This is a genomic window from Streptomyces sp. NPDC028928, assembly GCF_055564915.1.
The window spans coordinates 173,093-184,620 of the sequence record NZ_JBVHVI010000009.1; the positions used below are offsets into that span (position 1 = coordinate 173,093).

An 11,528-nucleotide genomic window follows, 5' to 3' on the forward strand; every position below is an offset into this window, starting at 1 on the left:
GGGCTTGTTGGGGGCTACCACCGGGACTGCCCCTTCCTCCCGTACGCCGTGTACGACCGAGCGGGCGGCCCCCCCCGTGTCGCCCCGCGGGGGGGGGGGGGCCCCCCGCCGGGCCTTTCTCGGCGGTGGTGGCCGACTGCCGCCCCTGGTCCGGGCGGCGGTGGGGAGCCGGTCACCTGGGGGAGGACGCTAGGCCGGACGGTGACGACTTGGTAACGCACTGTGCGGAACTGCTTCCGACGGACCGGGAAGTGACCGTATGTGACCGCACAGGCGGACCGGAGTCGTCGCCTTTACAGAGCGTGGTGACCGAAGCGCGGAAAGTGGGACTGGCGTGGGCTGTGGAGTGCTATGGGGCGGATATTGCAAGATTCCGGCCCGGTGGGGGAGGGCCGGTAGCTCAGGGTTAGGCTCCGGCTCCATGGACGTACTCATCCATCTCTTCGTCGGCCTGCACATCATCGGCATCGCCGCGCTGCTCGGCGGTTTCCTCACCCAGATGAAGGCGATGGGCCAGGGCACGGCCCGGTTCGTGCCCGGGATGCTGCACGGCGCGCTGACCATGCTGGTCACGGGCGTGGCCCTGGTGGGCCTCGACCAGGCCGACGGCCATCACGTCAACAACATCAAGATCGGCGTGAAGCTGGCCCTGCTGATCGTGATCCTCGGCCTGGTCTACGTGAAGCGCGACGAGGAACGGATCGACAAGGGCCTCTTCGGGCTGGTCGGCCTGCTCACCACGGCCAACATCTTCATCGCCGTCCTCTGGACCTGACCCTCGACGCGCCCCCGCGTCAGCCCGGCCGCACCACGCTGTGGACGGCCGGTCCGCCGGTGCCGGACACCGGCTCCTCGCGGACGTACGCACCCGGTCTGGGAGCGTGGATCATCATGCCGTCGCCCGTGCAGAGCCCGACATGGCCGGCGTCGTCGTGGAAGAAGACGAGGTCACCGGGGCGGGCGTCGGCCGGCGCGACCGGGGTGCCGGCGTCGGCCTGCTCGCGTACCGTGCGCGGCAGGGTGACGCCGGCCGACTTCCAGGCGGCCTGGGTGAGGCCCGAGCAGTCGTAGGAGTCGGGACCCGCGGCGCCCCACACACACGGCTTGCCGAGCTGGGCACGGGCGAACGCGATGGCCTTCCTGGCCTTGGTCGCGTACGTGCCGGAGGGCGCGGCGGCGGCCTGGGCGACCCGCTCGGACAGCAGCACGCGCGCGTGGGCGAGCTTTTTCTGCACGGCGGACTTGGCCGCCTTGGGGCCGGCGGCGGCGTGCTGTGCGGTCGGCGGGAGGGTCGTGCTGTGCGTGGTTCCCGTGACGGCTACGGCCGAGGTGGGGGCGTCCGGGGAGTCGGGGGCGGTGGCGCGGCCGCCGGCTCCGGCGGGCGCGACTGCAGGCGGCGTGAGGTGCGCACCCCCGGTGCTCCCGGCGACCGAGGTGCTCCCGGCGAGCGTGGTATCCACAGCGGGCGTGGCGCCCACAGCGGGCGTGGTACCCCCAGCGGGCGTGGCGCCCGCAGCGCGCGTGGCGCCCCCGGCCGTAGCGGGACCGCCCTCGCCCCGGCCGGTTCCTCGCTGCGCCGGGATCATGCCGCGCAGGCTGGGAAGCGCGCGGTTCTGGGCGCGGCGGGCGACCTCGTCCCGGAGCCGCTGGAGGCTGTCCGCGCCCCGCCGCGGGACCTCGGTCGCCGCGGCTCCGGCGCTCTCCGCGCCCCGCTCGCCCCGTCCGCTCGCCCATTCGCCCCGCCCGGCCCGGCGCTCGGCCCGGTCGCTCCCGCGCTCACCCGGCCCGACCCCGCGCTCCGCCCGCCCGTTCCCCCGGTCGGACCGCCCGCCCCATTCCCGGCTCGCGGCGGACGCCTCGGCAGCTGACTCCGCTCGGCGGTACAGGTCGTCGATCTTGCGCTCGACCTCCTCCAGGCTCGGCCTGCCGTCACCGGCCGCCGGCGCGGCTTCGGCGGTCTGGGAGAGAACGGCCACGGAGGTGAGGGCGGCGGTGGCGAGGGCGGGGCCCGCGAGGGCGGGGGTGCGGATACCCGCTCCCTGGGGCCCGCCGGGGCGCGGCTTGCGGTGCGACGCCAAGGGAGGCGACTCCTTCCGTGCTGCCGCCTACCGGGTCAGCGGTGGGGGTACCCCCAGGCCTTCAGGGCTCTGGGGGAGGGTTCGGGCGGGTGCTTGGAAGGGTTGCCCTACGGCGTCGTCCCGGGCGGGAGTCGGCCGATTCACCCCAGGATCGGTGGGTCCCCGGCTCCGGGCACCGTGCGGGGCGCGCCGGACTCGGCGGAGGCCGCGCGGCCCGGCGACGTTCGCCGGAGTGGGGTCGTGCGGCCTGACGGCAACCTAGCCAACTCGTGTGTCTTCTGTGAAGGTTGGTGTGCGGTATGTCCGATACATTTCCGTGACCTTGGGGCGGATTCACGTCCGCGTGACCGGACGCTTCCAGTGCGTGACCAGGGGAAAGGCGTTGGGCGCACGAAGATCAACTCGCCGTCGAGGGTGCCGGGTTCCGGGGACGGTGACCGGTTGTCGGTGGGGCGCCCTAGACTCGGAGAGCGATGAGCAGCCTCTTTGACGACAGCTTCCTGGCGGACCTCCAGGCCCCTCGCGGGCGCGAGGAGGAGCCCCCGCCGCCGCCCGAGGACGATCACGCTCCGGAGCCGCTTCCGGACGATCTGTTCGGCGGGAAGTTCGACGTGCCACCGGATCGGGACGCGTACTACCGCGACGGCGCCCCGCGCCCCGCGCTCGACTCGGCGGCACTCCTTCAGGGGCTGAACGAGAACCAGCGCGCCGCGGTCGTGCACGCCGGCTCCCCGCTGCTCATCGTCGCCGGCGCCGGCTCCGGCAAGACCCGCGTGCTGACCCACCGCATCGCGTACCTGCTCGGCGAGCGGGGCGTCCACCCGGGCCAGATCCTCGCGATCACCTTCACCAACAAGGCCGCGGGCGAGATGAAGGAGCGCGTGGAGCAGCTCGTCGGCCCGCGCGCGAACGCGATGTGGGTGATGACCTTCCACAGCGCGTGCGTGCGCATCCTGCGCCGGGAGAGCAAGAAGCTCGGCTTCACCTCGTCGTTCTCGATCTACGACGCCGCCGACAGCAAGCGCCTGATGGCCCTCGTCTGCCGCGACCTGGACCTCGACCCCAAGCGCTTCCCGCCCAAGTCCTTCAGCGCCAAGATCAGCAACCTGAAGAACGAGCTGATCGACGAGGAGGACTTCGCCGCCCAGGCCGCGGACGGCTTCGAGAAGACCCTGGCGCAGGCCTACGCCCTGTACCAGTCGCGGCTGCGCGAGGCGAACGCGCTGGACTTCGACGACCTGATCATGACGACGGTCAACCTGCTGCGCGCCTTCCCGGACGTCGCCGAGCACTACCGCCGGCGCTTCCGGCACGTCCTGGTGGACGAGTACCAGGACACGAACCACGCTCAGTACGCGCTCGTGCGGGAACTCGTCGGCACCGGCGAACGCGACGAGGACACCCCGCCCGGTGAGTACGACGTCCCGCCCGCCGAACTCTGCGTCGTGGGCGACGCGGACCAGTCGATCTACGCCTTCCGGGGCGCGACGATCCGCAACATCCTCCAGTTCGAGGAGGACTACCCGGAAGCGACGACGATCCTGCTGGAGCAGAACTACCGCTCCACGCAGACCATCCTGTCCGCCGCCAACGCGGTCATCGAGCGCAACGAGTCCCGCCGCCCGAAGAACCTGTGGACCAACGCCGGCCAGGGCGCCCGCATCGTCGGGTACGTCGCCGACACCGAGCACGACGAGGCCCAGTTCGTCGCCGACGAGATAGACCGCCTGGTCGACGCGGGCGACGCGCGCGCGGGAGACGTCGCCGTCTTCTACCGCACCAACGCCCAGTCCCGTGTCTTCGAAGAGGTCTTCATCCGCGTCGGCCTGCCCTACAAGGTCGTCGGCGGGGTCCGCTTCTACGAGCGCAAGGAGGTCCGGGACGTCCTGGCCTACCTGCGCGTCCTCGCCAACCCCGAGGACTCGGTGCCGCTGCGCCGCATCCTCAACGTGCCCAAGCGGGGCATCGGCGAGCGCGCGGAGGCGATGATCGACGCCCTCTCCCAGCGCGAGAAGATCAGCTTCCCGCAGGCCCTGAAGCGGGTGGACGAGGCGTACGGCATGGCCGCGCGCTCCACCAACGCGGTCAAGCGGTTCAACACGCTGATGGAGGACCTGCGCACCATCGTGGAGTCCGGCGCGGGCCCGGCGACCGTCCTGGAAGCGGTCCTCGAACGCACCGGCTACCTGGCGGAGTTGCAGGCCTCCACCGACCCCCAGGACGAGACCCGCATCGAGAACCTCCAGGAACTCGCTGCGGTCGCCCTGGAGTTCGAGCAGGAGCGCGGCGAGGGCGAGGCCGGCACGCTCGCCGACTTCCTGGAGCAGGTCGCCCTGGTCGCCGACTCCGACCAGATCCCCGACGAGGAGGACGGCGACGGCGTCATCACCCTGATGACCCTGCACACCGCGAAGGGCCTGGAGTTCCCGGTCGTGTTCCTGACCGGCATGGAGGACGGCGTCTTCCCGCACATGCGCGCCCTGGGCCAGACCAAGGAGCTGGAGGAGGAGCGGCGCCTGGCGTACGTCGGCATCACGCGCGCGCGGGAGCGGCTGTATCTCACGCGCTCGGCGATGCGCAGCGCCTGGGGCCAGCCGTCGTACAACCCGCCCTCCCGCTTCCTGGAGGAGATCCCGCCCGCCCATGTCGAATGGAAGCGGACGGGGGCGGCGGCGCCGGTGTCCTCCGGTCCGGCGTCCGGGATCGCGGCCTCGCTGTCCTCGACGCGTTCGCGCTCCTCGGCGTCGGGCGCGTCCGGGTTCGCCACGCGGCGCACGGCGGAGAAGCCGGTGGTCGGGCTCGCCGTCGGCGACCGGGTCACCCACGACCAGTTCGGGCTCGGCACCGTCGTCGCGGTGAAGGGCACGGGCGCCAACGCGGAGGCGACGATCGACTTCGGCGACGCCAAGCCGAAGCGGCTGCTGCTGCGGTACGCGCCGGTGGAGAAGCTGTAGCCGACCGGAAGGGCCCCGCTGAAGAGCGGGGCCCCGGGGTCTAGGTGGGATCCAGTCCGTGGCTCCGCAGCCACGGCAGCGGGTCTATCGCCGACCCGCCCGCCGGCCGTACCTCGAAATGCAGGTGCGGGCCGGTGGAGTTGCCGGAGTTGCCGGAGTAGGCGATCGGCTGGCCCGCCTTGACGGTCGTACCGGAGGCGACGCGGTAGCTGGAGAGGTGGCAGTACCAGGTCTCCGTGCCGTCCTTGGCGGTCACGATCATCATGTTGCCGTAGGCGCTGTTCCACTTGGTGGTGACGGTGCCGTCGGTGGCGGCCATCACCGTGGTGCCGTAGGAGACCGGGAAGTCGATGCCGGTGTGCACCGACATCCAGTTGATGCCCGCCTGGCCGTAGTAGGCGCTGAGCCCGTGCTGCGCGACCGGCAGCGCGAACTTGGGGCGCAGCCGCTCCTTGAGCGCGGCCTCCGCGGCCGCCTTCTTCTTCTCCAGCTCCTGCTGCGCCTTGAGGTCGATCCGCTCCTGGGTGCGGCTCGCCCGGTCGGCGAAGTCGGTGGCCCCGGCGGAGAGCGTCTTGAGCTGGCTGTCCAGCTTGCTGTTGGCGACCGACGGCTTGACCGGCTGCGCGTCCGCCGCACTGGTGGAGGTGTCCTTGGACTCGTCGGCGAGCGCGCCGACCGAGGCGGCGGCGATCCCGGCGACCCCCATCACACAGGCCGACGGTACGGCGACGGTCAGCAGCGCGGAGCGCTTGGCGGGCGTACGACGCCGGGAGCGCGCCCCGTTGCGCGAGCCCGCGCGGGTCGCCGGCGCCGGGCTGATCTCCTCCTGGCCGTCCAGCAGACCCGTCACGGCGGGCAGTTCCCCGGTGGAGTCCGGCTCGCCCTCGTCGGCGGGGTGTTCGCCGAAGGCGGCGTCCTCGTACGGCAGCTGCTCGAAGGACGCGGCCGCCTGCGGGTCGCCGACCGCCTCGAACGTCCCGGTGGCCTGCTGATCGAACGGTTCGCCACCCTGCTCGGGCTCGGCCGGCACGGCCTGCCCGGCGGAGTTCCACTGCGTCGCGTCGTACGCGCCCGTGTCGAAGGCCTGGGTGCCCCACTCCCACTGCTGGGTGGCGTCGGCACCGCCGGACTGGTCGGGTTGCAGCCAGGAGTTCGCGTCCCACTGGCCGCTGACGTCGTTCCCGGTGGACTGCGCGGGGACGGTCCAGGCGGTGCTGTCGTAGGCGCCGGAGTCGTAAGCGGCGTGGTGCTGGGCCGCGTACGGGTCGTAGGCCGGGGTCTGGACGGTTCCGGTCTGCCACTGCGTGGTGTCGTAGGCGCCGGTGGTCTGCTCGCTGCCCGGAAGGCTGCCGAAGAGCGGGTCGGTGTGGAAGGCCGTGGTGCCTGTGGAACCACCGGTAAAACCAGTGGCGTCGTAACCGCCGTACGTGGTGAGGTCGTCGTAAGGGGCTTCCTGTGCCCCGTACGGCGCGTAGTGCGCGGTGGAGGCGTCGGAAGCCGGGGCCGGGGTGGTCGTGCTCCCCGACGGGTGACGGTCGTTCACCAACTTCTCTTTCGCCTCGACAACAGGGGCTGCCAGAGCAGTGCGGCGACTGTACCCGGCGGTACCTGGGCGCGACAATCTTCGGCCGGTTTCGCGCGGGCCGGAAACGGGCATTCGGCCGTGTTTCGGCGGACCACGCACCGTACCTTGGCTTTGCGTTCGAAGAATGTTCGATGTCGAGCGGCGATGTGCCCACTGTGTGGCCCCCATGGCGACGCTGTGGGCTCCTCGGAGGCCGGCCGTCGCGCGGCCCGGCCGGTCTCAGGCCACCGTCAGGCCGCCGGCGGACCGGTCCCCGGGGTGCGGGACGTCGAGGGCCTCGCGTATCCCCGCCGCCACGGCGGGATGCACGGGAAGAGCGAGATGGCCGATGCCGGTCACCCGGACGTTCTGCGCGTCGAGGTCGGGATGGTCCAGGCAGGCCGTCTCCAGCGGGTCCATCAGGGAGTCCAGGTCGCTCCAGAAGCTCACGAAGCGGGTCCGGCAGCCGGGCGCGGGCCGGGACAGTTCCTCGATCACCACTGATCCCGGCCGCATCTGCCGAACGATGGGATGCGCGTCCGCCAGCGGCGCCACGCGCGTCCCGGAGTGCGGGGTGCCGAGCGTGACCAGCGTGCGTACCCGCAGGTCACCGCCCAGGCACTGAACGTAGTAGCGCGCTATCAGACCGCCGAGGCTGTGCCCGACGATGTCGACCCGGGCACTGCCGGTGCGCTCGCAGATCTCCTCGATGTGCCGGCCGAGCAGCTCGGCGGCGGTGCGTATGTCGCAGGTCAGCGGAGAGTAGTTCAGCGACTCCACGCGGTGCCTGCCGTGCTGGGCCAGCGCGCGGCGGAGCAGGACGAACACCGAACGGTTGTCGATGAAACCGTGCAGCAGGACGACCGGCGGTCCCGGGCGGACCGGCAGCCGGGCGGCGCCGCCCCCGTCGGAGCCGCCGCAGCGGCGCTCCTGGATCAGGCCGGTCGGATACAGCAGGAGATGACCGGCCAGGATCGCGGCCTCCAGAGCCGTCGCCCTGAGCAGCGTCATCGACAGTCCGGCCAGTCTGCCGGGCCACATGCGGCGGCAGAGCGGGAGAAAGAGCGGCAATACTCCGGTGACCTTCATGGCCGACCTCCCGTCGGCACGCGGAGGACGGCTCGGTCCCCCGTGTGCCTTCATGTCCCACCATGTGATTTCCCCCTCGCCGCGCCCCGTAAAACTGCCGGTTGCGGGATGCTGGAGATAACGTTCGTTCACTTCGCGACGGTGGCGGAACGCGCCAAAAGTGCGGTACTTGTCGTTACGGACGGAAGCCGATCGCTTCCGTGGTCGCTTGATGGAGGCAGTGATGGGTGTGGCAGCCGGTCCGATCCGCGTGGTGGTCGCCAAGCCGGGGCTCGACGGCCACGATCGTGGGGCCAAGGTGATCGCGCGTGCCCTGCGCGACGCCGGTATGGAGGTCATCTACACCGGGCTCCACCAGACCCCGGAACAAATCGTCGACACCGCCATCCAGGAGGACGCCGACGCGATCGGCCTGTCCATCCTCTCCGGCGCCCACAACACGCTGTTCGCCGCGGTCATCGACCTGCTCAAGGAGCGCGAGGCCGAGGACATCCTCGTCTTCGGCGGCGGCATCATCCCGGAGGAGGACATCCCGCCGCTGAAGGAGAAGGGCGTCGCGGAGATCTTCACCCCGGGGGCGACCACCGCGTCGATCGTGGACTGGGTCCGGGAGAACGTCCGTCAGCCGGCCGCGTCCGGCGGCTGAGCGGCTGCCTCCGCCTGCTCGGCGGGCGGTGCGGACGGGGCGAGTTCCCGCGTCATCGCCGCCCGCAGCCGCAGCGTCGTCACCAGTCGCTGGAACGCCTCCGCCCAGTACCCGCCGGCCCCCGGAGCGGCGTCCTCCCGCTCGTCGGGTATCGCCAGCAGTGCCTCCAGCCGTACGGCGTCCGCCGGGTCCAGACAGCGCTCGGCCAGTCCCATCACCCCGCTGAAGCTCCACGGGTAACTACCCGCGTCCCGGGCGATGTTGAGGGCGTCCACGACCGCCTGGCCCAGCGCGGGAGCCCACGGGACCGCGCACACCCCGAGCAGCTGGAACGCCTCCGACAGGCCGTGCGTCGCGATGAACCCGGCGACCCACGCGGCCCGTTCGGCCGGATCCAGCGCGGCCAGCAGCTTCGCCCGCTCCGCCAGGGACACCGCGCCCGGACCGCCGGCCTCCGGCGCCGACGGCGAGCCGAGCAGCGCCCGTGACCACGCGGCGTCCCGCTGCCGTACCGCCGCCCGGCACCAGGCCGCGTGCAGTTCGCCCTGCCAGCCGTCCGCCACCGGCAGCGCCACGATCTCCTCGGCCGTCCGCCCGCCGAGCCGCTCCGGCCAGGTGCCGAGCGGGGCGGCCTCCACCAACTGACCCAGCCACCACGACCGTTCCCCGCGGCCCGCGGGGGGCGCGGCCACCACGCCGTCCCGCTCCATGCCGGGATCGCATTCGAGCGGCGCCTCCACCGCGATCACCGGCGCGTCCCCGGTACGGTCCAGGGCCACGCACGCCGTGGCCCGTACGGCCATCCGCGCGGCGAGCGCCGAGTCCGGCAGCGCCGACAGCAGTTCCGCCGCCGTCGCCCGGACGTTGCGGCTGTGGTCGCCCAACGCCTGTTCCAGGAAGGGCTCGTCGGCCTGGGACAGGCCCGCGCGCAGCGAGTCGAGGAACATCAGCCGGTCCTCTGCCCGCTCCGTCGTCCACGTCGACGTCAGCAGCTCGCGGCCCAGCGCGGGCGTACGGGCGCGCAGCGCGCCCAGCAGCGCGGCCCGTTCGGCGAACAGCCCCTCCTGCCACAGCCGGCGCACCGCCTCGGCGTCCTCCGGATCGGGCAGCGTGGCGCCGCCGCCGGGCGCGGCGCGCAGGGCGAACCGCCAGTCCGGGTTCAGCCGGGCCAGCCACAGCGCCCGCGGGCCCCCGAACGCCAGCGCCGCCGGGCGCAGATCGGTACGCCCCCGGGCCGCGTCCAGCAGCGCGGGCAGCGCCTGCGGGGGCGCCGCGTACCCGTGCGCGTTGGCCGCCGCAAGCCACTGCGGGAGCAGTTCCATGAGGTCGGGGGAGCTGCCCCGCCGGCCGCCGGACCCGCCACCGGAGCGGTCGGCCAGCAGGGTGTTGAGCCGGTGCGCCGCCCGTGCGGGCAGGGGCGGGCGGGGGTCGGCGGGCGCCCGGTCGGGCCGCTGTGCCACCCGCGCGGGCCGCAGTCCGGCCCGGCGCCGTACGGTCGCCACGGCAGCGGCGTCGAGCAGCGCCACCGGCGCCGCGCGGCCGGGCGCGGTGTGCGCCGGGGCGCGCCGGTCGGTGCCGAGGAGCGCGGTGGTGACCAGCTCCTCCCAGGAGCTGTCCGGTGCCGTGGTGTCCCCGCCGGTCGGTGCCCCGTTCATCCCTTCCCCTTTCCTTCAGTGCGCCTGGATGTGTGTACGGCACTGTCCGTACGGCCGGTCAGCACAGCGGCACCGCCTCGCCCGCCCCCTCCGGCCAGGCCGTGAGCGGGGTGAAACCGCGGTGGCCGCACTCGCCGAAGACCGTGACGGGCGCGCCGCCGGACAGGGCGACCAGCCGCCACAGGCCGGGCCGGGAGCGGGCGGCCCGGCTCAGTGGCAGGGCCGTGTCCGTGTCCGCGTCGGCCAGCTGCCACGTGTCGCCGTCCGGGACCGGTATCACCCGGTCCAGGGCGACCGGGACCGCGTCCAGCCACGGGTCCTCCCGCAGGGCTTCGCCGTACCGTGCCGCCGCCTGCGCGATGGTCACGCCCGGCGGGCGGAACCCGGCCGGGGCCGGCGGGGCGAACCGTTCGCCCAGGGCCGCCCGGGACTGGCCGGAGCCCGGATACGCCGTCAGTTCCGCGTCCACGGCCAGGCCGACCGGAAGCGACAGCTCCGGCGCCCGGCCCGCCGCACCGTAGGACAGCAGCAGCCGGGTCCCGCCGGACTCGGCGCCGTGCAGCCATATCCGGCGCGTCGTCAGTTTCGAATCCACCGCGTCGTACTGGGCGAGGACCAGCCAGCGGTCGCGCACCGGCGGGCCGTCCGGTGCGGCGGGCAGGCCGAGCCGGGAGCGGACCGTGGCCGCGAGGGCCTCGGGCAGCCGGTCCCGGTGCAGCCAGCCCTGGTCGAGCAGATGCAGCAGCGCGCACTCCTCCAGCAGCCGCGCCGGCCAGCCCGCGCCGGAGCCCGGGATCGCCCCCAGCTCCCGGACACGCGCGGCCAGTCCCGGCGCCTGGGCGTCGACCATGCGGGCCGCCGTCTCGTCCCACAGGCCGTAGCCCGCCTGTTCGGCCGCGGCCAGGCCGCCGCGCAGCAGGTCCGCAAGGCGCTGCTCCAGCTCGCTCGCGCCCGCCGTGACGCGCTCGGCCCGGCGCTCGGCCCGCCGCCGGGCCGCCTCCGGATCGGCGGGCGCGCCGCCCGAACCCCCCTCGGCCGACGCCTTCTTCGCCTCGGCGCGTCCGCGCCGGCCCGCGAGCCACTGCCCGGCCCAGTCCGGCGGCTGCGCGGCGGCCGGCACCGCGCCCTCGTCCCCCGCCCACAGCAGGAGCAGCCCGAGCGCGTGCTTGCACGGGAACTTACGGCTCGGACAACTGCACTTGTACGCCGGCCCGGCCGCGCCGGCCAGGTCCACCACCGTCTGGTACGGCCTGCTGCCACTGCCCTTGCACAGCCCCCACACCGCCCCCTCTCCGCTCCCGGTCCCGGACCACGGCCCGGCCGCGCCGAGTCTGCTCCCCGCTTTGCGTGACGCGGCGTCAGGCGCCAGTGCCAGCACCTGGTCCGCGGTCCAGCGCACCCCCTGCTCAGTCATGCCACCGACGGTAGGTCCCGCCACTGACAATCGGCCCGGCGAACGCGTTTGTGCAGGTCAGAGCGATTGTCAGTGGCGTGGTGCACGGTGGATGCCAGATCCGAACCGGCCGAGCTGGAGGGGGCCTC

General features: G+C 73.3%; 8 protein-coding genes. 3 read left to right on the forward strand and 5 right to left on the reverse strand.

The window, feature by feature from the left end; genetic code table 11:
* Positions 1-421: 421 nt before the first annotated feature.
* On the forward strand, positions 422-775 hold the full coding sequence (locus tag ACZ4U1_RS22670; protein ID WP_467905469.1) for a hypothetical protein: 354 nt from the start codon (positions 422-424) through the stop codon (positions 773-775).
* A 19-nt stretch (positions 776-794) separates the two neighbouring features.
* On the opposite strand, the gene ACZ4U1_RS22675 is transcribed toward ACZ4U1_RS22670, so the two are convergent.
* On the reverse strand, positions 795-2,078 hold the full coding sequence (locus tag ACZ4U1_RS22675; RefSeq protein WP_467905471.1) for a C40 family peptidase: 1,284 nt from the start codon (positions 2,076-2,078) through the stop codon (positions 795-797).
* A gap of 473 nt (positions 2,079-2,551) precedes the next feature.
* Here ACZ4U1_RS22675 and pcrA point away from each other — a divergent pair, with 473 nt between their 5' ends.
* Complete coding sequence (pcrA, locus tag ACZ4U1_RS22680; RefSeq protein WP_467905472.1) at positions 2,552-5,032, forward strand: DNA helicase PcrA; 2,481 nt, start codon at positions 2,552-2,554, stop codon at positions 5,030-5,032.
* A gap of 40 nt (positions 5,033-5,072) precedes the next feature.
* Here pcrA and ACZ4U1_RS22685 read toward each other — a convergent pair whose 3' ends face one another.
* Positions 5,073-6,575 (reverse strand): M23 family metallopeptidase, encoded by a 1,503-nt coding sequence (locus tag ACZ4U1_RS22685; protein ID WP_467905473.1) that lies wholly within the window; start codon positions 6,573-6,575, stop codon positions 5,073-5,075.
* Between the two features lie 261 nt (positions 6,576-6,836).
* On the reverse strand, positions 6,837-7,685 hold the full coding sequence (locus ACZ4U1_RS22690; protein ID WP_467905474.1) for an esterase/lipase family protein: 849 nt from the start codon (positions 7,683-7,685) through the stop codon (positions 6,837-6,839).
* A 223-nt stretch (positions 7,686-7,908) separates the two neighbouring features.
* Between ACZ4U1_RS22690 and ACZ4U1_RS22695 the strand changes: the two genes are divergently transcribed.
* Complete coding sequence (locus ACZ4U1_RS22695) at positions 7,909-8,331, forward strand: cobalamin B12-binding domain-containing protein (protein WP_189298315.1); 423 nt, start codon at positions 7,909-7,911, stop codon at positions 8,329-8,331.
* On the opposite strand, the gene ACZ4U1_RS22700 is transcribed toward ACZ4U1_RS22695, so the two are convergent.
* Positions 8,307-9,986 (reverse strand): DUF5691 domain-containing protein, encoded by a 1,680-nt coding sequence (locus ACZ4U1_RS22700; protein WP_467905475.1) that lies wholly within the window; start codon positions 9,984-9,986, stop codon positions 8,307-8,309. The two genes, ACZ4U1_RS22695 and ACZ4U1_RS22700, sit on opposite strands and share 25 nt — an antisense overlap.
* 58 nt (positions 9,987-10,044) lie before the next feature.
* The gene (locus ACZ4U1_RS22705; protein ID WP_467905476.1) at positions 10,045-11,400 is read right to left on the reverse strand and encodes an SWIM zinc finger family protein; all 1,356 of its coding nucleotides are present in this window, start codon (positions 11,398-11,400) and stop codon (positions 10,045-10,047) included.
* Between the last annotated feature and the right edge of the window lie 128 nt (positions 11,401-11,528).

What these genes read in the sequence shown, in the direction of transcription:
- ACZ4U1_RS22670 (WP_467905469.1), top strand. Translation starts at nt 422, where the DNA reads ATGGACGTACTCATCCATCTCTTCGTCGGCCTGCACATCATCGGCATC.
- pcrA (WP_467905472.1), top strand. Translation starts at nt 2,552, where the DNA reads ATGAGCAGCCTCTTTGACGACAGCTTCCTGGCGGACCTCCAGGCCCCT.
- ACZ4U1_RS22690 (WP_467905474.1), bottom strand. Translation starts at nt 7,685, where the DNA reads ATGAAGGTCACCGGAGTATTGCCGCTCTTTCTCCCGCTCTGCCGCCGC.
- ACZ4U1_RS22695 (WP_189298315.1), top strand. Translation starts at nt 7,909, where the DNA reads ATGGGTGTGGCAGCCGGTCCGATCCGCGTGGTGGTCGCCAAGCCGGGG.
- ACZ4U1_RS22700 (WP_467905475.1), bottom strand. Translation starts at nt 9,986, where the DNA reads ATGAACGGGGCACCGACCGGCGGGGACACCACGGCACCGGACAGCTCC.
- ACZ4U1_RS22705 (WP_467905476.1), bottom strand. Translation starts at nt 11,400, where the DNA reads ATGACTGAGCAGGGGGTGCGCTGGACCGCGGACCAGGTGCTGGCACTG.